Source organism: Plantactinospora sp. BC1 (assembly GCF_003030345.1).
Lineage (GTDB): Bacteria > Actinomycetota > Actinomycetes > Mycobacteriales > Micromonosporaceae > Plantactinospora.
This window is the reverse complement of record NZ_CP028158.1, coordinates 1,461,205-1,485,550: the sequence shown is the minus strand read 5'-3', so window position 1 is coordinate 1,485,550 and position 24,346 is coordinate 1,461,205. Positions and strand designations below refer to the sequence as shown.

At 69.7% G+C, this 24,346-nt stretch carries 23 protein-coding genes; 13 read left to right on the top strand and 10 right to left on the bottom strand.

The features are described 5' to 3' along the window. Positions 1-104: 104 nt before the first annotated feature. Positions 105-1,406 carry an ABC transporter substrate-binding protein gene (locus C6361_RS06260; protein WP_107267087.1) on the bottom strand — a complete coding sequence of 434 codons (1,302 nt, stop codon included), beginning with the start codon at positions 1,404-1,406 and terminating at the stop codon, positions 105-107. A 10-nt stretch (positions 1,407-1,416) separates the two neighbouring features. Beyond that, positions 1,417-3,771 carry a DUF2264 domain-containing protein gene (locus tag C6361_RS38075; RefSeq protein ID WP_234359363.1) on the bottom strand — a complete coding sequence of 785 codons (2,355 nt, stop codon included), beginning with the start codon at positions 3,769-3,771 and terminating at the stop codon, positions 1,417-1,419. Between the two features lie 438 nt (positions 3,772-4,209). Here C6361_RS38075 and C6361_RS06240 point away from each other — a divergent pair, with 438 nt between their 5' ends. Both C6361_RS06240 and C6361_RS06235 read left to right on the top strand, forming a co-directional pair. Continuing rightward, a complete protein-coding gene (locus tag C6361_RS06240) occupies positions 4,210-5,343 on the top strand; it encodes a substrate-binding domain-containing protein (RefSeq protein ID WP_107267086.1) in 1,134 nt (377 codons plus the stop codon). Between the two features lie 254 nt (positions 5,344-5,597). After that, on the top strand, positions 5,598-7,046 hold the full coding sequence (locus C6361_RS06235; RefSeq protein ID WP_199853267.1) for an alkaline phosphatase PhoX: 1,449 nt from the start codon (positions 5,598-5,600) through the stop codon (positions 7,044-7,046). Positions 7,047-7,205: 159 nt separating this feature from the next. Here C6361_RS06235 and C6361_RS06230 read toward each other — a convergent pair whose 3' ends face one another. Next, positions 7,206-7,565, bottom strand: coding sequence for a hypothetical protein (locus C6361_RS06230; protein ID WP_159079210.1), 360 nt, complete (start codon positions 7,563-7,565; stop codon positions 7,206-7,208). A 467-nt stretch (positions 7,566-8,032) separates the two neighbouring features. Between C6361_RS06230 and C6361_RS06225 the strand changes: the two genes are divergently transcribed. The 4 genes from C6361_RS06225 (at position 8,033) to C6361_RS06205 (ending at position 11,410) form a co-directional block, all read left to right on the top strand. Then, the gene (locus C6361_RS06225; protein ID WP_107267083.1) at positions 8,033-8,926 is read left to right on the top strand and encodes a hypothetical protein; all 894 of its coding nucleotides are present in this window, start codon (positions 8,033-8,035) and stop codon (positions 8,924-8,926) included. A 124-nt stretch (positions 8,927-9,050) separates the two neighbouring features. Continuing rightward, on the top strand, positions 9,051-9,788 hold the full coding sequence (locus C6361_RS06220) for a uridylate kinase (protein ID WP_234359362.1): 738 nt from the start codon (positions 9,051-9,053) through the stop codon (positions 9,786-9,788). Between the two features lie 250 nt (positions 9,789-10,038). Continuing rightward, positions 10,039-10,542 (top strand): hypothetical protein, encoded by a 504-nt coding sequence (locus tag C6361_RS06215; RefSeq protein ID WP_107267082.1) that lies wholly within the window; start codon positions 10,039-10,041, stop codon positions 10,540-10,542. A gap of 448 nt (positions 10,543-10,990) precedes the next feature. After that, positions 10,991-11,410, top strand: coding sequence for a hypothetical protein (locus C6361_RS06205; protein WP_234359361.1), 420 nt, complete (start codon positions 10,991-10,993; stop codon positions 11,408-11,410). 98 nt (positions 11,411-11,508) lie between these two features. Here the strand turns inward: C6361_RS06205 and C6361_RS06200 are convergent, their stop codons facing one another. Both C6361_RS06200 and C6361_RS06195 read right to left on the bottom strand, forming a co-directional pair. Continuing rightward, complete coding sequence (locus C6361_RS06200; protein ID WP_107267079.1) at positions 11,509-12,000, bottom strand: SRPBCC family protein; 492 nt, start codon at positions 11,998-12,000, stop codon at positions 11,509-11,511. Positions 12,001-12,596: 596 nt separating this feature from the next. Continuing rightward, positions 12,597-13,025 carry a nuclear transport factor 2 family protein gene (locus tag C6361_RS06195; protein WP_107267078.1) on the bottom strand — a complete coding sequence of 143 codons (429 nt, stop codon included), beginning with the start codon at positions 13,023-13,025 and terminating at the stop codon, positions 12,597-12,599. A gap of 87 nt (positions 13,026-13,112) precedes the next feature. On the opposite strand from C6361_RS06195, the gene C6361_RS06190 reads away from it, so the two are divergent. Further along, a complete protein-coding gene (locus C6361_RS06190) occupies positions 13,113-13,484 on the top strand; it encodes a YciI family protein (RefSeq protein WP_107256235.1) in 372 nt (123 codons plus the stop codon). Further along, complete coding sequence (locus C6361_RS06185) at positions 13,472-14,734, top strand: RNA polymerase sigma factor (RefSeq protein ID WP_107267077.1); 1,263 nt, start codon at positions 13,472-13,474, stop codon at positions 14,732-14,734. Before C6361_RS06190 ends, C6361_RS06185 begins: the two co-directional genes overlap by 13 nt. Positions 14,735-14,915: 181 nt before the next feature. Here C6361_RS06185 and C6361_RS06180 read toward each other — a convergent pair whose 3' ends face one another. Then, positions 14,916-15,512 carry a tetratricopeptide repeat protein gene (locus C6361_RS06180; RefSeq protein WP_159079209.1) on the bottom strand — a complete coding sequence of 199 codons (597 nt, stop codon included), beginning with the start codon at positions 15,510-15,512 and terminating at the stop codon, positions 14,916-14,918. Positions 15,513-15,741: 229 nt separating this feature from the next. On the opposite strand from C6361_RS06180, the gene C6361_RS06175 reads away from it, so the two are divergent. After that, positions 15,742-16,107 carry a hypothetical protein gene (locus C6361_RS06175; protein WP_234359360.1) on the top strand — a complete coding sequence of 122 codons (366 nt, stop codon included), beginning with the start codon at positions 15,742-15,744 and terminating at the stop codon, positions 16,105-16,107. 139 nt (positions 16,108-16,246) lie between these two features. Here the strand turns inward: C6361_RS06175 and C6361_RS06170 are convergent, their stop codons facing one another. Continuing rightward, positions 16,247-16,780 carry a hypothetical protein gene (locus tag C6361_RS06170; protein ID WP_369931364.1) on the bottom strand — a complete coding sequence of 178 codons (534 nt, stop codon included), beginning with the start codon at positions 16,778-16,780 and terminating at the stop codon, positions 16,247-16,249. Positions 16,781-16,998: 218 nt separating this feature from the next. Between C6361_RS06170 and C6361_RS06165 the strand changes: the two genes are divergently transcribed. From C6361_RS06165 to C6361_RS06155, 3 genes are all read left to right on the top strand, one after another. Then, positions 16,999-17,247, top strand: a complete 249-nt coding sequence (locus tag C6361_RS06165) for a zinc-ribbon domain-containing protein (protein WP_107256227.1) — start codon at positions 16,999-17,001, stop codon at positions 17,245-17,247. Positions 17,248-17,446: 199 nt separating this feature from the next. After that, entirely contained in the window at positions 17,447-18,052 is a 606-nt protein-coding gene (locus C6361_RS06160; RefSeq protein WP_159079208.1) for a hypothetical protein, read from the top strand. A gap of 171 nt (positions 18,053-18,223) precedes the next feature. Then, positions 18,224-18,763 carry an alpha/beta hydrolase gene (locus C6361_RS06155; RefSeq protein WP_107267073.1) on the top strand — a complete coding sequence of 180 codons (540 nt, stop codon included), beginning with the start codon at positions 18,224-18,226 and terminating at the stop codon, positions 18,761-18,763. 390 nt (positions 18,764-19,153) lie between these two features. Here the strand turns inward: C6361_RS06155 and C6361_RS06150 are convergent, their stop codons facing one another. The 3 genes from C6361_RS06150 to C6361_RS06140 are packed head-to-tail and all read right to left on the bottom strand — an operon-like array spanning position 19,154 to position 23,179. Continuing rightward, a complete protein-coding gene (locus tag C6361_RS06150) occupies positions 19,154-21,616 on the bottom strand; it encodes an excinuclease ABC subunit A (RefSeq protein WP_107267072.1) in 2,463 nt (820 codons plus the stop codon). Further along, positions 21,606-22,166: a PadR family transcriptional regulator gene (locus C6361_RS06145; RefSeq protein ID WP_159079207.1), complete on the bottom strand. Its 561-nt coding sequence runs from the start codon at positions 22,164-22,166 to the stop codon at positions 21,606-21,608. Before C6361_RS06145 ends, C6361_RS06150 begins: the two co-directional genes overlap by 11 nt. Before the next feature lie 26 nt (positions 22,167-22,192). Next, complete coding sequence (locus tag C6361_RS06140; RefSeq protein WP_159079206.1) at positions 22,193-23,179, bottom strand: 2-phosphosulfolactate phosphatase; 987 nt, start codon at positions 23,177-23,179, stop codon at positions 22,193-22,195. 382 nt (positions 23,180-23,561) lie between these two features. On the opposite strand from C6361_RS06140, the gene C6361_RS06135 reads away from it, so the two are divergent. Continuing rightward, a complete protein-coding gene (locus C6361_RS06135; RefSeq protein ID WP_107267069.1) occupies positions 23,562-24,344 on the top strand; it encodes a transposase family protein in 783 nt (260 codons plus the stop codon). The last annotated feature ends 2 nt before the right edge of the window (positions 24,345-24,346 follow it).

Genomic DNA, 24,346 nt, shown 5'->3' with positions numbered 1-24,346 from the left:
GGGCCGCGTCTGCGGCATCGTAGCCATTGAGACTCTCCGGGAAGCGTTCGGCTCGGAGGCGGGTCCGGCGTGTGGCACGGTACGCGCCGGACCCGCCACGGGGGTCACTGCTTGATGACCTCGTTCTTGGCGCGGTTCTGCGCCTCGTTCAGCGCCGCCTCCACGCCCTTGCTGTTGGAGAGGATCACCGAATGCGTCTCGTCGAGGACGTTCTGCACGCCGGCGGTGTGCTTCGACACCGGGTTCTCCGGCTTGATGGTGTGCGTGGCGTACGCGAACTTCGACAGGTCGTCCTGCGGAACCCCGTCCAGCCCGAACAGTGCGGCGGTGACGGCATCGGTGACCTGGGCCGGGGTGATGCCGATCCCGGCCAGTGCCTTGCCGGCGTCCTGACCGGCGACGTACCCGAGGAACGCCTTGGCGGCGGCGACCTTCGACTTGCCGATCCTCGGATTGATGCCCATCCCGGTCGGGTCGCCGAAGGTGACCGGCGTGGCGGCGGTGCCGGTGGTGGATGTGTCGAACTGTGGCGCCGGGGCGATGCCCCACTCGAACCTGTCGGCGTCGCCGCTCTTGCGCTGGTTGAGCAGGGCGGCCACGTACCAGGTGCCCATCGGCATCATCGCCGCCTGCTGCTTGCCGAACTGGGCCTGGTAGGTGAGCTTGTTGGTCTTCGCGGTGCCGAACGTCGGCTGCGCGCCGACGGCCTGTAGCTCCAGCGACCGCTCGTAGTACGGCCTCAGGTAGCCGAAGTCGCCGGAGAGCAGGTCCGCGTTCGGGGTCTGGGCGAGCGCGAAGCCCTGCACGGTCGACTGGAAGATGTGCTGGTAGGCGCCGGTCGCCTTCGAGCCGGCGGCCCTCAACCCGGTGGTCAGCTGCTTGGCGGCGGCGGTGTAGTCGTCCCAGGTCCAGCTACCGTCCGGCGGGGCGACCTTCGCCTTGCCGAACAGTTCCTTGTTGTAGAACAGCACCCACGAGTCCTGCCGGTACGGCACGGCGTACGCCTTGCCGTCCACCTGGTACGGCGCCAGCGCCGGCACCGAGCCGAGGTCCTTGGCGGTGTCGGAGACGTCGAGCAGTTGCCCGCCGCTCTGGTACGTGTAGAAGTTCTTGAGATTCTTCAGCACGTAGACGTCGGGCGCGGTGCCCGCGGCGAGGTCGGCGGTCATCTGGGTGTCGTAGTTGGCGGCGTCGTACTCTTTGAGTTCCACCGTCACGTTGGGGTGCGTCGCCATGAATCCGTCGGCGAGGGTCTTGAACTCCGGGGTGGAGGAGAGGCTCCATCCCGCGAGGGTGATCGTCACCGGGGCGTTGGGGTCGGCTGGCTCGTCCTCGCCGCCGCAACCGGCGAGGACGAGGGTCAGCGCCGTGGCGGCGCCGATGACGGCCGGTATCGCGCGCTTCATCCCTTTCTCCTTAGGTCAGGGGCCCGAGCGGGCCCGCACTGCTAGCAGGTCGCCTGACGACGGACCTGGCCACTGCCCCGGGTCCGGGCCGGTCGCCGGGCGGGTGTCCGCGCTGCCCCGTGTCCAGCCGGATCTCCGTGCCGGCGCCGTCCGGCCAGTCGACCAGCACGTGCAGGCCGTCGGCGTCCTCGTCCAGCCCGGCCCGACACGGCCGGTCGAAAGCGGTGGCCGCCGACTCCCCGGACAGCTCGACGAGGGTGGCGATCCATTCGCCGGGCCGGACGGGATGGTCCAGCCAGGGCACGACCAGTCCGCCGGCCAGCGGCCCACCGTCCGGAACGGTGGTGGCGCCGGCCTCCGGGACGGCGGTGGCGCCGGCCGTTCCGTCGCCACGGACCGCCGCCAACCGGCTGGTCAGGCCGGCGCCGGTCACGGTCGCCACCCCGCCGCCGCAGTCGGCGGTCGGAGCACCGGCAACGGCCCAGCCGCCGATCCGCAGCCGCAGCGCAGCCGCCTCGACGCCGTCGGCGAGGCCGTCGACGCGGGTCAGGCGTAGCTCCCAGGGGCCGCGGACCAGCGAGTACACGGTGAGCTGCCCGGCCGGACGGAACCGGCCCGTACGCCCGCCGCCGTGGTCGCGCTGGCCCGGCTCCGGGTCGACCCAGTGGGCGAGCGCACGCGACCCGGCCACGCCGACGCCGCCACCGTTGCCATCGCCGTTGCCGTCGTTGCGGTTGCTGTTGCCGTCGCCGCCGTTGCCGTCGTCGCCGTTGCCGTCGTCGCCGTTGCCGTCGTCGCCGTTGCCGTTGCCGTCGTCGCCGTTGCCGTCGTCGCCGTTGCCGTTGCCGTCGTCGCCGTTGCCGTCGTCGCCGTCGTCGCCGTCGTCGCCGTTGCCGTCGTCGCCGTTGCCGGCGTCGTTGCCGGCGTTGCCGTTGCCGGCGTCGTCGCCGTCGGGGTGGAGTCGCAGGGTCAGTAGGCGCATGCCGGCGCGGTGGGTGGCCCGTCCCGCGCCGTCGACGAGGGCGACGGACTGGTCGAGCGGATCGACCCAGCCGCTCTCGGCGAGGATCGGGCTGGTCGCGGTGGAGTAACCGAGCCGGGCGTAGAGCGGGGAGTCGCCGACCGTGGCGCCGTCCAGCGCGTGGTCGGTGCCGTGGTTGACCACCCGGACGATCCCGTCGGCGCGGGTCGCCGAGACCAGCCAGCCCGGTGCGCGGATGGTGCGTACCGTGTCGTGCTCCTCGACCGGGAGTGGCTGCTCGGGCTCCGTCCACACCGGATGGTCGGCCGGCAGCGCGATGCCGAGCAGCCCCTTGCTGGCCCAGTACGGCGAGCCGGGGCCGGAGTACGACTGGGCCAGCCTCGGCCACGGCCGGTGCCAGCCGAGGGTGAGCAGGCCCCGGTCGTCCGGGACGCCGTGGTCGACGAAGTGCCGCACGACGCCGGTGGCGGCGCGGCGCAACCTGCCGAGGCTGACCGAGGGTACGCCGGCGATCGTGCCGACCCAGAACGGTGCTGCGGCGGCGAACCGGTAGATCAGGCTTCGCCCCTGGATCAGTGGCGACCCGTCGGCGCCCACCAGGGCGACCGCGTCCCGCAGGAACCGGTCGAGGCCGGCGACATCCCGCTCGCGGCGCTCGGCGGCCAGGTCCGCCGCGCCGGCCATCCGGGCCCACAGCGTCGGATACAGGTGCAGGGCCCACCCCACGTAGTGGTCGTAGGCGCGCTCCGGCCCGTCGGACATCCAGCCGTCGGCGCGGGCGAAGCTGTCGTGGGTGGCCAGGTCCTCGGCCATCTCGTCGAGCGCGTGCGGCCCGCCCACCGAGCGCAGGAACGTCTGCACGACCAGCCGGAACCAGACCCAGTTGATCCGCGGGTAGGTGTGGTCGCCGACCGCCGGGGCCAGGTAGTCCACCACCCGCTCCCGCACCGTGCACGGCAGCCGGTCCCAGATCCACGGGCGGGTCATGTCCAGGATCAGCGCGATGGAGGCGGCTTCCACCTTCGCCTGCGGGTGCTCGTCCAGCCGTACCCAGCGCTCCGGCGAGGCCGGATCGGTGCCGGCGGCGATGCCCGTCGAGTACCGGTCGACGAGGTCGTCGACGCCTGCTCCCCGGGCACCGGCGATGCGGAAACCAGCCAGCAGGAACGTACGGGCGAAGCCCTCCAGGCCGTCGACGGCCCGGCCGTAACCGCCCTCCGGGCCGGGAAAGCTGACGAGAGCCTGATTGGCGGAGGTGAACGGCCGGGCGGCGGCGAGCATCCGGTCGGCGAGGGCCAGCCAGTCGTCGCGGCCCCAGCTCGCGGTCGTCCCGGCGGCCGGGCGCCGCCGCGCTGCCGTCTGGCCGGTGCTGTCGGGGATCATCCGGGGTCCTGTCGCATCGATCCGCCTCCGTGGCAAGTGGCGACTGGGCGTCGACCGCAGATGTGACGTACAGGCAACGGCCGGGTTTCCGAAGTAAAACGCTCACAACCGAGCAAGTCAATGACGTTATCAAACCGAGATGAACATTAATGAACACAAGAGCGCACGGATGTTGTGTGGCTGCGCTGGGCCGGAATCAGTCGTCGCGGCTGGTGGAGCCTCTCCTCAGCAGGGACGGAGCGCGTCGACCCGCCGTCCGCGCGGACCCCGTTGGGCCCGGGGCCGGCTGGGTGATCAGGGTCGACGCCAGCCGTGGTGTCATAACCGCTCTGATACGATCAGAACCGTTCATGACCGTCCTGTCCATCCGAGGAACCATGGTCCGGAGACCGCCCCGCCGGCCGTGCGGTGGTATGACGTGTTCCCTGGAGGTAACAGATGACCCTGGACGGCAGTGGCACCAGCTCCGTGGAGAACCGGGCGCCCCTACAGGTCGCCCGCCGTCAGCAGTTGCTGGCGGCGCTGCAACGCGACGGAGCCATGCGGATCTCCGACCTCTCCGAGGCGCTCGGCGCCGCCGCCATCACCATCCGGCGCGACATCGCCCAACTCGCCGCCGAGGGGCTGGTACGGCGGGTACACGGTGGGGTCGCACTCATCACGCCGGACGAGGCCCCGGCGCCGGAGGAGGCACCGCCCGTCGGCCGGAACTCCCTCGGTGGACGTACCCTCGGCATGCTCGTGCCGTCGCTGGACTACTACTGGCCCGACGTGGCCCGGGGTGCCGAGGAGGCCGCCCGGGAGCTCGACATGCGGCTGGTGTTGCGCGGCTCCTCGTACGACACCGACGACGACAAACCCCAGCTCGAACGTCTCGTTGACCGGATGGGCGTCGACGGGCTGGTCATCGCGCCGAGGATGGACACCTCGACCGCGGAGCGGACCATCGACTGGCTGGCCCACGAGGGCGTCCCGGCCGTGCTGCTGGAGCGTACGGCCACGGTCGGCGCCCACCATGCGGTGATGGAGTCGGTGGTCACCGACCACGCGCTGGGTGCCGCCATGGCGGTGCGGCATCTCGCCTCCCTCGGCCACCGCAGGATCGGCGTGGTGCTGGACGCCGACAGCCCCACCCGCCCGCACGTACGCCGGGGATGGCTGGAGGCCGTGCACGAGTGCGGGCTGGACCCGGCGTCGACCGTCGAGGTCGTGCTGCCCGACTCGCGCTCGCCGGAGCGGGACGCCCTGCTCCACGAGGTCCTCGACCGCTGCCTGGCGACCGGCACGACCGCGCTGCTGGTGCACGCCGACGCGGAGGCGATCGCCCTCGTGCAGCACTGCGAGGAGCGACAGCTGTCGGTGCCCGGCGACCTCTCGATCGTCGCGTACGACGACGAGGTCGCCGGCCTCTTCAGCCCGCCGCTGACCGCGGTGCGGCCGCCGCGCCGCTCGATCGGCCGTGCCGCCGTACGGCTGGTCGCCGACCGCCTCGCGGATCCCGCCCGCCCCACCCACCGGGTCGTGATCAGCCCGTCCCTGCGCGTCCGGGAGTCCACCGCCGCACCGCGCTGACGCTGACGCTGACGCCCGAGCCACCGGCCCGGTACGAAGCGGGCCACCCCGTCGCGCCGCGGGCGAGCGTCGGGTGCCTGGATCGACCCGGCCGCGCGGTCGGTGGGTGATACGTCGTCGTCTGGGCGATGCGTGAAGAACCCTGATCCTTCACCACGATGTCATCGATCCATCGTATGGATGACGCGTCATTGTCGGCCCGCAGGAGTTGGTTGGCAAGTCGTCGTACTTGTCTTGAACAGGAGCCAACCCACGTGCGTCCCTCTCGTCGTACCTTCCTCGCTGGCGGCGTCGGCGTCGGCCTTGCCGTCGCCGGTGGCCTGCCGTCCCTGGCCCAGGCTCACCCGAGCCGGCCCCGCCCGCCGGTCGGGGCCGGTCACGTGCCCTTCCCGCCGCTCGTGGACGATCCCGACGGAATCCTGGCCCTGCCCGAGGGTTTCAGCTACGCCGTGGTCACCCGGACCGGTGTCACCCGGCTCGACGGCGGCCAGGGACTCACCCCGGCCGACCACGACGGCATGGCCGTCTACGACGCCGGCCGGGGCCGCTACACCCTGATCCAGAACCACGAGATCGATCCGGGCGCCGAGTTCGGCGTACCGCACGTCAAGGGCACTGTCTACGATCCCGGCGCCGTCGACGCCGGTGGTTGCACCGTGATCAGGACCGACCGCTCGGGTCGCAACCTCGGCGAATTCGTCGCACTCTCCGGGACCGTCGCCAACTGCGCGGGCGGGCCCACCCCGTGGGGTACCTGGTTGACCTGCGAGGAGACCGAGGACCGCGCCGGGGACGCCTGGGAGGAGGACGGCCGGTCCGGCGCATTCCAGAAGGACCACGGGTACGTCTTCGAGGTCCGGGCCGACGGCAGCGCGGACCCACGGCCGATCAGGTGCCTCGGCCGGTACGCCCACGAGGCCCTGGCGATCGACAAGGACCGGACCAGGATCTACCTCTCCGAGGACGCCGACGGGCCCAACGGCCTCTTCTACCGCTGGACCGCCCCGCGCGGCGTCAAGCTCGGTCCCGGTGTGCTCACCCGGCTCGCCCCGGACGCCGGCGTACTCGCCGCGATGCAGATCATCATGGACGACGGCTCGGTGCTGCCGGACGTCGCCTACCTGACCTCCGCCCAGCTCGGCCGCCCCTTCCCCGTACGCTGGGTCGAGGTGCCCGAGCGCGACGCCCGGACCACGCCGGTACGCGAGCAGTTCACCGATGGCGAGGTCACCCGGGGACGCAAGTTCGAGGGCGTGTGGGGCACCGACGAGGGTGTGTACGTGGTCAACTCCTACGCCTGGGAGGACGGTGACCTTCCGGCGGACGCCGCGCCGCACGACGGCATGGTCTGGTTCTACGACTACCGGGCCCAGACGATCCAGCTGGTGACGTACTTCCCACACCAGACCGCGTCGGAGGAGGGAACGCCGGTCAGGTACGACGGACTCACCTTCGACGGGCCGGACAACGTGACCGTCACTCCGTGGGGAAGCCTCGTGCTCGCCGAGGACGGCTCGGGCGCCTCCCACGTGCTCAGCGCGATTCCGGGCGGCCCGACGTACGCGATCGCCCGCAACCAACTCAACGACTCGGAGTTCTGCGGGCCGACCTTCACCGCCGACGGGAAGGTGCTCTTCGTCAACATGCAGGATCCCGGCCTGACCCTGGCCATCACCGGCCCGTGGGAGAGGTACCTCGGCTGACCGGAGCCGAACCGATCGGTGGGGTCAGGCGGTCAGCCTGACCCCACTCGCGTCACGCCTTCGATCCACGGTGAGACGCGGGCTCGGCCATGGACGGCGCTGGCGGGTGGCCGGCCGGCTCCGGTCACCCGGGCGAAGGGCCTGCGCGGCGCGGCGTCCTCAGCCACCGTGGCGCCGTAGGAACGCCTCCGTCCGGCGTTGCTGCTCGCGCGACGCCCGGCCCACCTTCAGGACGTCACCGTCGATCACGACCCGGACGGAGGGCACCGGCCGGCCGACCAGCCACTCCCGCAGCAGCCCGATCACGACAGGCAGCGCCGCCGGGACCAGGTCGACCAGCAGCGCGCCCATGGCGAACGCGTCCACGGGCCCCCCGTCGGCCGGTACGTCACCGTGGCGCACCGAGGCGACACCGTCGGCTGCGCGCTCCAGCAACCGGTCGCCCAGCGCCATGGTTTCCTCGGCAAGCTCGACTATGTCGGACGTCTCGCCCGGCGCGACGAATATCCAGAGCTGCACCCGTGTCGCCTCCGCCCGCGAACGCCCGGATGACCCCGGGCTACATGCGACAGTCTCTCGACGAAACGCAACGGCGGAGCAGGCAGTCGCGTCGGCGGTGTGCGGCCTGCCCGCCGACCTCACTCCCGAGACCTGCGGCGTAGCCGGAACCGAGCTGCGCCGACCGGCTGCTCGTCTACCGCCGAAACGGCCGCAGCTGGTCAAGTTCAGGCCGGTCAGCGGGTCACCACCGAACGGGAGGCCGCTCCCGTTCGCGGGGGAGGCCGGCTGGCGGGCCCGAACCTAGCGTGGGCGGCATGCGGAGAGAGGAACGGCTTGACGGTGCCGGGCCGGCACTGCCGGTGACCGGCGGAGCAGAAGGGTCGCGGTCACCCGCGGCGTCGAGGGTCGCCCACGCCCCGGGCACGACGCCGGGGGGCTACTGGTCGAGTGTCGGGCGGATAGCAGCGTACGGCGCGGCGTTCGCGATGGCGCCGTACTTCGTCATGAAGATCTTCTGGACGATCGACGGGCTGCGCGGCGGCGGACTGCACGAGGGTGCATGGAGCCACCTGGATTGGGCGGCCGTCAACGGGCTGACGGTGGCGATGTCCGGGCTGGCCATACTGCTGGGCCTCGCGCTGGCGCAGCGATGGGGCGCGCGGGTGCCAGCCTGGCTGATGCTGCTCCCGGGCTGGATCGGGATGGGCCTCCTGGTGCCGATGACCCCGCTCATCCCGATTCTCGCGCTGGTGAACACGAACACCGGCGAGACCGCTACGGAAGCACCGATGACTGGCTGGGAGGTCGGTCTGCTGGCGGTGTCGTTCGCCGGGTTCGCGCTCGGTATGGCGATCGCCGCTCCGGTCTACGCCTTGCGGCGGTGGCCGGAGGCGTTCTCCGGCAGGAGTCTTTCTGCGCGGCATGGCGTACGGGTGACCGTGGCCCGCTTGGCAGCGGCGCTCTGCGTTCTCCTCGGCCTGCCGCAACTGTTCTGGGGGTTCGGCGGGACGATCGGCCTGAACGGGGCGACGCTCGACAGCCGCGACGGGCAGTGGCACCTGCTCACCCTGAACAGCGGTGTGTGGGCGTTGGTCGCCGCGTGGGGCGCGTGGACGCTGACCCGCCACACCGGCCGGGCGCCCCTGCTGCTGTCGTGGCTGGCTTCCGGGTTCCTGTTCGCGTGGGGGTCGTGGAAGGCGGTCTTCTCCTTTGCGGTGACGCCGGAGTTCCCGCCGCCGGAACCGCCGTGGGTACTGGCGCAGCAGAACCACTTCGGCGCCGTTGCCGGGCTGCTGATCCTGGTCGTCGTTCTTCTCACGGTGTCCGACAGGGCCGAGCGAGGCCCTGCGGTCGACGGGCCGGCACCGGGTGTCGGCTGATCTGGATCGCTGGTCTTGGCTGTCCCGCTCGTTCGGGTGTGGGTTACCCGAACGACGATTAGCCTGGTGGGCATAGGGTCGGGTCGACGTGAGCAACCTTCGCGGGACTGGGACGGGGCAGGACATGGACCAAGGCACCCGCGACGAGGTGCTCCGCCGTCTGGCCGAGGCGGTCGGGGCCGTCACAGTCGCGCACCCGACGCGGGTTGCCGTCGACGGACCGCCCGGCGCAGGCAAGACCACGCTCGCCGACGAACTGGCCGTTGTCCTGGGCACACTGGGCCGCCACGTCATCCGCGCGACGATCGACGATTTCCTCTTCCCCCGGGCAGTGCGCTACCCGCGTGGCGAGTACTCGGCGGAAGGCTGCTACCTCGACACCCACGACTACGAGGCGCTGAACCAGGTACTGCTCGATCCGCTCGGTCCGGGCGGAGATCGGCGCTTCCAATCCGCGGTCTACGACCGCACAGCGGATGCTGTGCTGTCCCCGCCGGTCACGACCGCCCCCGCCGACGCCGTACTGGTCTTCGACGGCGTCTTCCTCATGCGCCCGGAACTGATCGATCGGTGGGATCTGCGCATCTTCGTGTCGACCGCGCTAGAGAAGACCGTCGACCGTGCCGTGATCCGGGAGCGGCGGGTCTTATCTCGGGCCGAAGTCGAGCGGCGCTGGCGCGAGCGTTACATCCCCGCCCAACAGTTGTACTTCGCTACGGTTCGCCCGACCGATCACGTCGACATCATCGTGCACAACGACGAGCCTCAGCAGCCGGGCTGGGAGACCCGGACACACCGACTACAGTCAATTCGGCTTGTCCGCAAGGAAAACCATACCGGGGCTGGCCTCGACCCAGCGTGATCGGTGCGTCGGGGTCCAGGCGTACAGGCAGAGGCAGAGGCGGAGGCAGATCAGGGCGACAGCGCCTCCTTCGGGCAGCTAGCCTCGGCTGCACGGCTGACCCCGCAGCGGAGTACGCCCGGGTCAACTCGCCTGTCAATGCCAACGTCCTCCACGACGTAAAGACGCTGGTGGCAGACGTTGGCTCTGGCCCCGGACCACGGACGCCGGCTTTTCGGCAGCACGGTCTCCGGGCAGTAGGGTTGGCCTGGTGACCTTGCCCGATCGAGCCGAGGTCGTTTCGTTGCTGCGGCGGCTGGACGATCCGGTATGCCTCGAGTACCCGGCCGTGTTCGATTACGGGGCTGAGCAGCGGCGCTTCCGGTCGCTGGTGGCCGGGTTGGAAGAGCGGTTCGGGTGCGCCTGCGAGGCGGAGGCGGGTCGTCAGGTTCAGGACGCGAGCTACCTGGGGCAGTTGGTGGTGCCGGCGTCGGCGACGGAGAACGGCGTGGCGATCTTCGTTCGGGTGAGCAACTTTGGTGGGCTGGCGTTGGTGGGCGCGGAGGGACCGGGCATTTACGACGATGCCGAGACTCTGTACCTGATCGCTGAGACCGATCGCGGGGCGGTGCTGGAGGTGCTGGCAGCGCTGAACTATGTGCCGCTGCTGGAGGACGTGCTGTCCTCGGAGTACGACGGAACCAGCGACGCGTTACGCGATGCCTATCCGTTGTACCCGCCGACGTGGTTCATCCGATACTTCGACTACCTCTGAGGTGAGCGCGGCGGGACGACGGTAGCGCCCAACAAACCAGCGCCGGTCGATGAGGGTCTGGTCAAGGTCTGGTTTCGGTTCGTGCCGCGGGAGGGGTGCCTGCCGTACGACACCGAGGGGTTGTGGGCACAGCCGGTGGGTGCGGAGACGGTACGGGTGGCGAACGTACCGTTCCTGCAGATCATGACACTCCGACGACTCCAGGACATCGCTTACCTGCGCTGGCCAGACCTACCAGACTCATCGCAACGCTACGCAGCGTTCGGTTCATGGCTTGTGCGAATACTGGCTGGCGGGTGGGATGCGGGCTGAGCGAAGCTTGGGTGTGGTCGTCATTCAGCGTGTTCGTGTGCGGTGGACGGCTGCGGCACGTGGTGCGCCGGCCGCGGTTGCCCGTCGCGGCCTTGACCAGGCGATGGTCCTGCCTGGGTCACTGCCGGAGACCGACGTGGTCATTCACGAGGTCCTGGCTGACGAGGCGGTCAACTACGAACGCCATGACGAGGTGCTGGCCGGAGGCGTTGAGCAGGCCCGAGCCATTGGCCTTTGGCTAGGTCGTGACGAGGCGACGGTGACCGTCGACCGGCTACCCGGTTCGGTGGCCTATCCGCGCCCGTACGCGTCGACGCGCCTGTTCGTACTGGCACCGGGGCAGGTTGGCCGCTACCGGGCCAACTTCCGGTTCACCGGCTGCGCATGCAACCCGAGCTGGTACTACGAGGATTGGCTGGTGCACGTCAGCTACGGCCAGGTGGCCGACGACCGCTTCGTGCGCGACCAACCGGACCGCATTGCCGACCATCGCGTGCATCTCTACGGCGGGACGGGGCGCTGCTCACGCCCCCATCCGGGAACCGGGCAACCCTGAGCGACAGGCCCAAGCCGCACAACCCAGGTTCTGCACGAGCCGGCAGGGCGGTGGCGCCGTTGTGCGGACGCGGATTGCGGCAGATTGTTCGCGTCTGATCAGCGCTTCGCTTCGCGGACGTCCTTTCCCTGCTCGGCGAACGCCTTGAAGTCCTGCATGTGCTGTTGCGACTGCTTGCGGAAGGCGGCGGGCGTGAGGAGTCCAATCAGCCGCATCAGCAAGCCGCTGAACCGGTACTCGCTCTCGCTCTCCCACAGCGTCGTCTCCGGGCCGGCTTGAATCAGGCGGTCACGCACGGCGCTCCACATGCCCTTGCCGACGATTTCGCGGTCGAAATGAACGACGCTCTCACTCGGGATACCCTGCAGGTCCACCGGTTCCCGGCGCGTGATGGTCTCTGTGCACTCGATCTTCTGCTGCCCCATCTGCATGATGACTCGCGACGTGGTACCGACCTGCCCGTGTACCCCACTCAGCGGCTCGTGCAGCACCAGGCCGTGCAGCCACTTTGGCAGGTGTTCCGGGTCGGCGAGCAGCTGGGCCACTCTCTCCCGGGGCAGGTCGATCTCGATCGAGACGGTGTACTTCATGACGGAGCGCTCCAGTCCTCGAGTGAACCGGCGCACACTAACAGCTTCGCCTTATATTAGTCCATGCTAATCTGGCGCTTCGTTGGCCCGGGCTTGGCCGAGTGCGTGATCTCCGCATCCGTATGGCGCGTCCCGCCGTTCCGCCGACCCGCTGCACGAGCACGACGCTGCAACGCGGTCGGGACGGCCACCCTGCCGGTCCGTGTCTCGTCCACGTGCTCTGCCATCGATGTTCACCGCGGTGCCGGCCATGTGACCTGAGCCGGCAGGCAACGGTGCGCGCTCATCGGCAGATCCGCACGTCACCGGACCGCCTTCATCGTTACGTCGCGTAGTTGGTGAGCGCACGCCTCGGCCGATTCCTTCTCTGTCGGCCACCCGTAGGCACTGCTGACGTCGATGGTTGCTTGTGCGTGCTGGCGTACCTGGCTCTGCACCCGGAACCCGTACGCCGACACCTGGACGCTCGCGGCCGGTATCGAAGGAAGATAACGCGAAGCGTCCGCTGCGGCGAAGCCCAGGCAGCCTGAGGCCAGCCTCCGGCCGAGGCCTGCCGCCGACGGATGTCGGCGGCAGGCCCGGCGCCCCTGTCGACCTCAGTTGGTGGGGGTCAGCCCGATCGAGGCGCGGAACGAGCCGTCCATCTCGAACGGCACCGACTCGTGCTCGTGCGTCACCAGCCAGCGCCCGTCGATGCGGCGCAACCCGAGCGTCACTCGGAACCACAGGCTGAAGCTCTCAGTCGAGCCGCGAGGCACAGCGGTCAGGCAGTCGAGGCTGGTCGCGAACGCCACGTCGCCGTCCGTGGTGATTTCCAACTGGGTGACCTCGCGGCGCGGCGGCGCCTCGAAGGTGGCTATCCATGCCTCCAGCGCGGCCGGGTTCCGGCCGTCGCCGGGCTGGCGCAGCGGCGGGGCGAGGGTGTACTCGACAAAGCTGGGAGTGTAGTACGACAGGATGGCCTTGGCATCACCCTTCTGCAGCAGCGCGGCCTTGCCCTCGATGACTTCCCGGATCTCGTCCATGACAGGTCCTACCTTTCTCTCTCGCCCGGGATGTCGAAGCCGGGCCGGCCGGTTTCGACATCCAGACGAGAGAAAAGGAGAGAAGCCATGAAATACCTGCTCCTGATCCAGTCGAACCCGCAGTCGCTGGCCGTCTGGGAGACGCTGACCGATCAGCAGCGGACCGACTTCGGCCTCGGTCACCTGCGACTGACCGAGGAGATGCGCGAGGCCGGCGTGCTGGTGGTCAGCGAAGGGCTGGGCGACCCGGCCCTGGCCACCCAGGTCTCGGTGCGCGACGGTAGGACGATCACCTCCGATGGCCCGTACGCCGAGGTCAAGGAGCACCTGGCCGGCTTTTACCTGATCGACGTCGCGGATCTCGACGAGGCGGTCGCCTGGGCGGCGAAGGCGCCGGACGCCGCGTACACCCGGGTCGAGGTGCGCCCGATCCTCGATATGAGCACATGGGAGCTGTGACCGGGCTTCCGGACCTGCTACGCGACTGCGCGCCGCAGGTCCTGGCCGCCGTCGTGCGCCGCTACGGCGATTTCGAGGCCTGCGAGGACGCGGTGCAGGAGGCGCTGATCGCGGCCGTCCGGCAGTGGCAGCAGTCCGGCGTCCCGGAGCATCCGCGGAACTGGCTGATCGCCGTGGCGAGCCGTCGGCGGGTGGAGCTGCTCCGCAACGAGACGGCCCGCCGCCGCCGCGAGGAGGCGGTCCGGCTCGAGCCCGTGCCGCAGGTCCGCGGCGACGACGAGCTGGCGTTGCTGCTGCTCTGCTGCCATCCCGCACTGAGCGTGCCGGCGCAGGTCACGCTCACCCTGCGGGCGGTCGGCGGGCTCACCACCGCGGAGATCGCCCGGGCGCTGCTGTTGCCGGAGGCCACCGTAAGCCAGCGGATCAGCCGGGCCAAGCAACGGATCCGCGACACCGGCAGCCAGTTTGAGATGCCCGCGCCGGGCGAGCTCGGCGAGCGTCTCACTGCGGTCCGCCACGTGCTCTACCTGACGTTCAACGAGGGCTACACGGCCAGCTCCGGCGACGCGTTGAACCGGGTGGAGCTGACCCGGGAGGCGATCCGGCTGACCCGGCAGCTGCACCGGCGGCTGCCGGACGACGGGGAGGTGGCCGGGCTGCTCGCGTTGATGCTGCTCACCGACGCACGCCGGCCCTCGCGTACCAGGCCGGACGGCGCCCTGGTCCCGCTCGCCGAGCAGGACCGGCGCCGCTGGGACGCGGACGCGATCGCCGAAGGCGTCGCGATCATCACCCACACGCTGGCCCGGGCCCCGATCGGTCCGTTCCAGCTGCAGGCTGCGATCGCGGCGGTGCACGACGACGCGGCGCGCGCCGAGGACACCGACTGGCCGCAGATCCTCGCCCTGTACGGGATGCTGCACGCACTCGCCCCGAGCCCGATGGTCACGCTGAACCGGATCGTGGCGCGTGCCATGGTCGACGGCCCGGAAGCCGGGCTCGCCGCTCTGGACCAGATCGCCGAGGATCCGCTGATGGCCCGGCACCACCGGACCGCGGCGGTACGGGCCCACCTGCTGGAGCTGGCCGGCGACCGGGCCGGGGCGCAGGAGCATTACCGGCTGGCGGCGCGACTCACCCTGAGCCGGCCCGAGCAGCGCTATCTGGAGACGCGGGCCGCGCAGCTGGCATCGGACCGAGGCATCCGGGCCGTTGGCCGGCGTCAGGTGTCGCCGCCCTGGCCACGTTGAAATGAGTTCATTGATCACGAACGGCGGCTGCCGTATCAACCGCGCGTTGTCTGCGGCAGAAGCGGATGCCGGAACATGTGCCGGGCGATCCGGCGGGTGGTTCGTCTGGACGATACACGCGGCCGTTGACGTTCTCGGCACGTCGGCGCGACAGTGGCTGCTGCGGCTATGCCCGCTAGGTTCAGCGGTCCAGCTCCATCAGGGTGAGTTCGCCGCCGCATCGAAGGCACGGCACGTTGAACGCCGAGTCGGCGTCGCCGATCAGGCAGGGAACGCAGAACACCTCGTCGCAGGCCGTGCACTGCATGCCGACCTTGGGTGAGATCACGTTGACGTCAACGCTCGCCGGCTCCGTCCGGTGCACGGGCCGGTGGCACTCGCGGCAGTAGTCGATACCCCGCCGCCGCATGGTGATCGCCGCTTGCGGGTGGCCGAGGCGCGCGGCGTGCACGATGTGCTCGTCGGCCTCCGCGAAGCGGCCGAGCTTGCCGAGGGCCATGCCGAGTGCGTTGTGCGCCTCGAAGTACTCCGGTCGCAGATCGAGGCACGCGCGCAGCGGCTCGAGTGCCTCCTCCCACCGACCGGCGTTGGTTAGCGAGACCCCGAGGAACAGTCGGCAGCTCGACGAGCCCGGATCGGCGCCGGCTGCCTCGGCGAACCCGTCGGCTGCCTCCGACCAGCGCCTCTGATCGAACAGCGCCAGAGCGCGCTGGTACGTCGCCCGCGACTGCTCGACGTCCGAGTGAATGGCTCTGCTCTTGCGCGAGAACAAACCCACCCGCACCTCCTTCGACGACCGTCTCATCGTAGGCGTGGTGCCCGCGACGCTGGTTGATCTCCGGAAGCCCCAGAGCCGAGTTGGCTCCTCTTGGGAGAACCCGTCCTGACCGCCACGAACCGACCGGCCGAGCATCGACGGTCACCCTACGAGCGCCGCGGTAGGTGTAGGCCCTTCACCTACTGTGTCGTCTGTCACCGAGCGATTGACCGACCGATGGCGGCGCGAAGTGGCCGAACAGGAGGAGGCGGTCGGCGCCGGGACGCTGCCTCGTAATGAGGCGTATGCGGCGACCGCATGGCCGACGGAGTTCGTCGCTGGCGTTGACGCGGCCCTGGCGGCGTATGAACGAGACGTCGCCGAGCTTGGAACCACCCCAGCCGACCCGGCCGTCTGGGCCGCAGTCGAACGGGCCGTGCTCGCCCTCAACGGTGTCGACGAAAAACTCGGAGGCCACATCGACACCATTACCCGGGAGGAACTCTGCGAGTACATCGACGTCGTCATGACGGCCGCGGGCGTCGATGTGGACGCACTGGCCGCTCGCCGGGGACGCGAGCGCAGCGGACTCACCGACGAGTGGCGCGACTGGTAGCCACACCAGATGCTTGTTGTCCGGATCGACCGCGCGGCGAAGTTTCGTGACGCAACGGTCTGGCCAGTGACGCGAGTGTCTTGTCGGCAACGGGATGTCTGCGGTAGATCCGGATGCCTTCACCTCGATCCACATATCCCTAGTGTTCTTGTTCGGGTTCGCTGGTTTGGCGAGGACCGCTCGTTGGATCTTCTGCCGACGAGCCGGCGTCCAGCAGATTGGCTGCTTCTTCGACGATGGCCGCGAACTCGTCAGGTGGGATCCTGGCGACGAAGACTTTGCCCAAGTCCTCTGGGAAGGGATGCCTCGCACGCCAGAACCGGAAGATGATCACCAGGTCGTCGTCCAGGTAGGCGTACGCCGACACGTTGTCGACGGACTGGCCCCACCGCATGAACCAGAACTGCTCCCGGAAGTCGGTCTCGTCCCCGTGTAGCAACCGGAAGATCTCCTCCGGCGCAAGGCCAGGGAAGGGGCAAGGCCTGATGTCGCGTTGGCGCACCCGCTGCGCATCCAACCGCATGTACCAAGAGATAGACGGGACGTAGGTGACGTCGTCGTCAGTGGTCAGCCATTTGTCGGCCGCCCACAGGTTAACGACGCGGAGCGCTGGCGACTTCATCTCGCCTACTTCCACTGCGAACGTCGCTCGGTCACCGAATCGTCGTGTCATAGGGCAGCGAGGCTAGCAGCCACCCGACCGGTAGCTGACGGTGAACGTATGCCTGCTCGGTGCACGCTCATCGGCATTACCGTGTGTCGGCGCTGTTGCTCCGGGCTCCGAGCCACCTGGACCGCCGTCCAGGGCTGAGCCGGCTGTCATCGGGGTATCACCGTGGAAGAGCCCGGCGAACCCGCACGGGACGCGATCCAGGCGAACAGGGGTACGGCATGTTTCTGATCTTCGGTCTGCGCACCAAGTCGGAGCGGCTGGGACTGGTCCCGATGGCCTGCCGGGTCTGCGGGCAGTCCGGCAGCATGCTGCTGGTGCGCGAGGTCACCCGGTTCAGCCTCTTCTTCGTACCGCTGTTCCGGGTCCGGACGAAACACGTGCTCTACTGCACCAACCCGCTCTGCGGCGCGCGTACCGACATCGGAGCGGGCGAGGCACGCCGGTTGCTCGCCGGAGCGTCGCACTGACCGGATGCGCGGCGGCCAACCCCGGTCAGCCAGCGCCAGGCACGGGGGAGTCGGCCAGGGAGCGTGACGGCTCCCGTCCCGGGGCTCGGCAGGTCGCTGCACCGCGACGGCGCGACCCTGCCGTCGCACCGATCGATGGTGGTGATGGCGTGCTGTACTGCCAGGCATGAGGCAGCGGGCAGGTCTGATCATGGGTGTGGTGGTGCTGCTCGTCGGGGTAGGCGGCCTGGCTGGTTGGCGGTGGTGGCGCAGCCTGCCGCCGTACGGGCCGGAGGTGTTGGCCGCGACCGCGACGCTGAATGTGGTCGACCAGGCCACCGCGGACGCCGCGTTCAGCCAGGGCAACACGGAGCGGGCCGGCGATGGCGACCAGATCTTTCTCGGCCGGGTGGCTTGGGAACGTCCGCCCGATCCTCAGGTTGACGGTTCGTTCCGGATCGTGGTGCTGGACAAGGGCACCCGCCGCATGCCTGGCTTCATCACCGTGACGTCGGCGCGGCCGGACGAGGTGGGCGCCGGCTCGGACGAGGCCCTGGGCCGGGCCGAGGAGCGCTATCCCTGGCTACAGGGCATCGGTATGCGCAAGGTCGACGGCGGGTTCGTGACCGCCGGCAGTGCCGTCATGGTGTCGTCGGTCGACGCGTCACCGGTGACCTTCGTCTTCGTGCTGCACCCGCAGCGTCCGGGAACGCCACCCGAGCAGGCCGTCGCCGCCGCGCCCGCTGCAGTCAGCGACCTGCTGGTCGCCCTGATCAGCGTGGGACCGGATCAGCAGGTCTACTGGGCCCAGCGCCTGCTGAACTGAGGCTCTGTAACATGGACGGGAGACAGAGCGGTTCGTGTTGCGACCCTGGAACGCGATCGGGGGAGGCAGCACCGGGAACGGGAGATGGTCATACCGCAGCCACTGTTGGTACCGGCACCCGCCAGACGGCATGACAGTGGAGCGCTGGGTTTCGGTCGCTACAGTCATCGAATGCTAGCTGGAGTGGTCGTCCCCGGACTCGGCTACGGTGCGCAGGCACCCCTGCTTGACCTTGCCAGGGAGGGGCTCTCCGACCGCGACGTACCAGCGGAGACGGTGACCTGGACCGTTCCGGACGGCCTGCTCGACATCGGGCCGGAACCATTCGTTCGGGCGCACGTCTCTGCGGCACTACACCGGTTGGCCAGCGCGGCACCCGCCGCGCAGCCCGTGATCATCGCGAAGTCGCTCGGCACCTATGCCGCCATGCTCGCGGCCGAGCGGCAACTCCCAGCGATCTGGCTGACGCCGCTCCTGCACATCGAGGTCATCGCCGAGGCGATCGGCCGAAACCCCGCGCCCACACTTCTTGTCGGAGGAACCGGCGACCCCAGTTGGCTACCTGACATCGCCGCGGCAACGGGCAAGAGTGTCGTCACCATCATCGGCGGCGATCACGGCTTGCGGCCACCCGGACCGCTTCGGAACTACGCGCAAGCCCTCGGCGACGTCGGTACCGCGATCGAAGAATTCCTGGCCCGGCTCTCGTAGCCGGCACCGCTCACTCAACTGCCCAGCTGCCGAGGCCAGGATAGAAAGCCTTACTGATTCGGCCGCCGCAGATCGCTCGCCTCTGCCGTACCGGCGACAGATCCCGAGAACACCTACTGCGCGAGGTCGAGGAGCGGTCAACGCGTGAGATGGTGGGCCCGCTACGGCCGGCTGACTGTCGGGCCGCGCCTTGCTGATCGTCGAACGTTCGGTTGGGCGAGCGCTCGTCGGCCCAGCCCGCCGGCCGCCACCCCGCATGTTCGGCGGCGCGCCGAGCCGCCGACGTACCGCGATTTCCGGCGCGTTGTGCGCGGCCGGCGGCAGAAGCGTGCCCGCAGTCCCGGCGGGATTGTTCGGGTCCGACGACCTGCTCGTGCCGGTGGGTGTCGATCATGTGGTGAGGCGCAGTAGGTGTGGCGCGGTGGGGCCCGTGCCGCGCGCGACCAGTGCGGGTGGGCCTTCGTTGATGATCCGGCCGCCGGCGGCGCCGGCCCCGGGACCGAGGTCGATGATCCAGTCGGCGCTGGCGGCAGCATGGGGGTTGTGCTCGGCGATGACCACCGTGTGCCCACGGTCCAGCAGGAGGTCGAGGGCGCCGATCAGCCGCTGGGTGTCGGCGGGGTGGAGGCCGGTGACCGGCTCGTCGAGGATGACCAGGCCCGGATCGCGTCCGCCGCCGCGGACGATCGCTCTGCTCAGCTTCAACCGCTGGGCCTCGCCGCCGGAGAGGGCGGTACCGCTCTCGCCGAGCGTGAGGTAGCCGAGGCCGACGTCGACCATGGCCTGGAGAAGTGCGGCAAGCGGCGGCGGTTCGTCGAAGAGGGTGGCGGCGTCGGCCACGGTGGTGGTGAGCACCTCGTCGATGGCCAGACCACGGTAGCGGACGGCGAGAACATCGGGGCCGTAGCGGCGGCCGTCACACTGCGGGCAGGTGAGGTAGGTGTCACCGAGGAACTGCATGTCCAGCTTGACCCGGCCGAGTCCTTGGCAGGTTTCGCACCGGCCGCCGGGGGAGTTGAAGGAGAATGCCGAGGCGCTGAGCCCGGCGCTGCGGGCCGCGTCGGTGCCGGCGAAGAGTGGTCGGATCAGGTCGAACGCCTTGGTGTATGTCGCGGGGTTGGATCGCGGGGTGCGGCCGATTGGCCGCTGGTCGGCGACGGTGACCCAGCGCAGCGCGTCGAGACCCGTGATGCTGCTGACCGCGGTCGGCGGTTCTCCGGCGAGTACGGCGGCGACGGAGTCGGCGATGATCCGGTGCAGCAGGCTGCTCTTGCCGCTGCCGCTGATCCCGGTCAGGCAGGTGAGCCGGTGCAGCGGAATCCGGACCTCGGCGGCCGAGACGTTGTGCGCGACGGCGTCGTGCAGCACCAGCCATCCGTGGCCGTGGCCGTGGCCGTCGCCGTCGCCGTGGCCGGGTGGTCGTTGTGTGCGGCGTAGCCGGTAGTCCGGCTCCCGCAGGTACCGGCCGGTCACCGATCGCTGGTGGTGCGCGATCTCGGCCGGCGGGCCGCTGGCCACCAGTTGCCCGCCGTCGCGGCCGCCGCCGGGGCCGATGTCGACGATCCAGTCGGCGCGTGCGATCAGGTCGGGGTCGTGCTCCACGAGCAGGACCGTGTTGCCGGCGTCGCGCAGCTCGACCAGGATCTGGAAGAGGTGGTCCTTCTCCACCGGGTGCAACCCGGCCCCGGGCTCGTCGAAGACGTACGTCAGGCCGGTCAGGGCGGTGCTGATCTGCGCCGACAGCCGGGCTCGTTGCAGCTCGCCACCGGAGAGCGTCGGCGCGCCTCGGGAGAGTTCCAGGTGTCCCAGCCCGAGCCGGATCAGTAGGTCGAGCCGATCGTGCAGCTCGGGGACCAGGACCTGACCGACGCTGCGCTGGGCCTCGTTGAGCCCCGTGTCGACCGCCCGGATCCACTCCCGGACCCCGTACACCCGGTCGTCCGTGACGTCCCGGAAGGTCCTCCCGCCGAGGGTCACCGTTCGCGCGATCTCGCCGAGGCCGGTGCCGGCGCACGTCTGGCACTCCCGCCGGTCCAGGAACGGCAGGTAGATCGGCTTGGCCTCCGGGCCGGCCGCCGCGTACGCCCGCTCGATCTCCGCGACGGCCCCGTCGAGCGCGCGCCTGGTCCGGTACGTCAGCTCGGTGCCCTTCCTCCGGTTGCTGCCGGTGTACACGACATCGATCTGCGCACCGCCGGTGCCGTAGAGCACCGCGCGCCGGAACTCCTCCGGCTGCTCCCGCCACGGCCGCTCCAGCTCGGTGCCGTGGTGCTTGGCGAGTGAGCGGAGCGCGAGTTCCTCACTCGACCGCCCCTGGCCGAACCACGGCGAACCGCCATCGAGGAGGGCGCGGTCGGGTCGAGACACGATGAGGTCCGGATCGGCCCGGACGATTTCGCGGGTGCCGATGCACCCCGGGCAGATCCCCTCCCGGCTGTACGGGTCGAACTGCGCCGGGTGCAACGGCCCGGTCCAGTCGTTGCCCGACGCCAGCGGCCCGAGTCGGGCGAAAACCAGACCGAGGTACGCCTCCAGCCCGGTCAGGGTGCCGAGCGTGGAGTTCGGATTGCTGTTGGCGTTGCGCTGGTCGACCGCGAGCGTGGCGGTGAGTCCACGGATGCGGTCGACCTGGGGACGGTTGCGCGGGGTGAGGAACTTCCGCACGTACGGGTCGAACCCCTCCACGTACCGCAGTCGGGCCTCGGCGTGCAGCGTGTCGAGGACCAGCGAACTCTTCCCACTGCCGCTGACGCCCGTGACGGCGACGATCGCATGGTGCGGCAGACGCACATCGATGCCGCGCAGGTTGTGGGTGCGTACGCCGACGGCCTCGATCCAACTCTCACCGATCATCCCGCTGCTCCTCCTTCGAGGTGAGGATCAGGCGGAACTCGTCGAGCCAGCGCATCTCTGCCTCCAGCAGCCTCACCTGGCGGAGGAACAGCGCCGAGTCCAGCGCGCCGATCCGACCCTGCGCGAGATGTTCGCCGCGTTCAGCATCGAGGTCGGCGATCGTGGCGGCGAGCACCTCCCGACGCCGAGCCAGGTAGCCGGCCAGCTCGGCCGGGTCGCCCACCCGACCGAAGAGCAGCGCGACGGCGAGCGGATCGGGCCCGAACCGCAGCTCGCAGATAGCCCTCTCGCGCAGCCCGCGCAGCTCCCGCCGGCCGGCGTCGGTGATCTCGTACACCGTGCGTACCGGGCGTCGTCCGACCTGCTCGACGGCCACCGCCCGAACCAGCCCCTCGTCGCCCAGCACCCGCAGCTCGCGGTACAGGGCGCCGATCCCGATGCCGCCCCACTGCGCCACCTCGGTGTCACGGGCGATGAGCTTGATCTGGTGTCCGTGCAACGCGCCCTGGCTGTCGAGCAGGCCCAACACCATGAGCCTGGATAGATTCACGATTCTAGTATCACGAATCCATCTAGCTAGCGCCAGATCTGACCGCTCCACTCGCCGGAACCGACCAGCCCGATCCGCGTTCCTGGTGATGACGTCCCCGTCGCGTCTGGACGAGGGACCGCCGCGCAGAGACCGAGGTCGCGCACGAGCGGGGCTTGTCTGGGTACGAGCGTGGGTCCGACAGGTTGAACCTGCGGCGTACGGAGAGTGACGTGCGCCGGTGCCCGGCGCGCCGGTTTGGGGAGCGCGCCATCGGTCGGCGGCCGTAGAGTGAGCCCGCTCGGTCCGTCCGACCATCCTGGCCTGATGTCGGCAGGCAAGGATGCGGCGTTCAGCGTGGCACCCTCGTTAGCGCGACGTGGGCCCCGACGGACCTCGCCCACCATGGCGAACTCGGATCGGTCGACGTCGCAGCAGATGGGAAGATCCTTGGACAGGTCAACCCGTTCGGGTGCGGATTGCCGTGCATACGCACGGACGTGTTCGGCGGCGCCCTCCATGATGCCCGCGATCAAATCTGTCCGCCTCGGCCTCGACCCCTGCAGAAGGCCGCTCAGATATCGCGCGCAGGCCTGGTCCTCAGCGGTCCGCCCGGTGCAGACAAGAGTGCACGCGGTCTCGGCGTGGTTCGTCCTGATCCACCGGGCGGTGGCGCCGACGTTGAGTGCCGACACCGCGAGCAGCACCGCTGGATCCGGGTACCGGACGAGCCCGCGCGTACCGTTCGACGTCGTCTGAATCAACCGCCGGCCGTCCAACTGCGCCATCGACATCTCGAACGGCGAGTTCCCGAAGTCGAAGTCCGCTGGCTTGAGCCCGTTGATTTCGCCGACGAGAAGGTGATCCGGGTGCAGTAGCCGCAGATTTCGGCCCACCTCGGCCGAGGGCGCGCAGACTATTTCCGTTGCGCCACGCTCGAAGGCGATCGCGGCGGTCGTGAAGGCACGGATGACGTCGATGACGATGACGACGGTGTTGGGCGGGACCTCTGCCTCCATACCTACGATCGACACAGCACGCGATTGTCCACGGTACAAAATCCGACCTGCAAGAACATTTCTCCGGGCGCGACCGGGCCGCATGGCCATCGGCATCATCGGACGCTACGAGCGAGCCGTACGCCGCCGCGCTCTGTGACCCGTACGCAGCCCATCGCCGATTCTGCGGCAGATGGGGATGTTCGCCAGAGCCGACCTGAGCGAGGACTGCCGTGACTGTGCGCAGGTTGCCGGGCTCGGCGTGCGTGCGGTGAGCCTAGGCTGTGCACCGTGGAAGGAGCCATTTCCAACCTGATGGTGCAGGTCAGCGGCGTAGAGGAGGCGGGTAGCTGGGTGAGGTGAGGCTCCCGGTAAGACAAGCAATCGACCAAGAAAGATGCCCCTATCGGGAGCCTCGTTGCTGTCTTACCCTGCCTCGATCCCGCTGTGCACCCGATCGCTGAACCACATCGCCGACCTGGTCCGTAGCCATCGCCACCAGCGACGATCCCGGTGGCGCCGACTCGACCCCGGCCGTCAGGCGCTGCTCGTCCTCGCCCACTTGCGCAACGGCGACACCTTCACCTGTCTGGCCGCCGGGTTCGAAGTCGGGGTAGTCACCGCCTGGCGCTATGTCCGCGAGGTGATCACTCTGCTTGTCGCGACCGCCGACGACCTGCACCAGGCGATGAGCAGGATCCGGCTGCTGGCCTACGCCATCCTCGACGGCACCCTGATTCCGATCGACCGCGTACACGACCAGAAGCCGTACTACTCCGGGAAGCACCGGCGGCATGGGATGAACGTGCAGGTCATCGCCGATCCGGCCGGACGCCTCGTCTGGGCGTCGGCGGCGCTGCCCGGCTCGGCACACGACCTGACCGCCGCCGGCACCCACGGCATCGTGGCGGCGTTGAACGGCGCGAACGTGATGACCTTCGCGGACAAGGCGTACCAAGGGGCCGGCGGTTGTGTCCGCACCCCCTTCAAGCGTCATCGTTACCGGCCCAAGCTGTCACACCGTCAGAAGGCGGTGAACAAGGCCCACGCCCGTATCCGCGCCCTTGGTGAACGAGCCGTCGCCACCTTGAAGACCTGGAAGATCCTGACCAAGCTACGCTGCTGCCCACGCCGCGCCACCGCGACCGTGCAGGCCATCCTCGTCCTCCATACGATCGAAACCGACCGTCATGGAGGATGAAA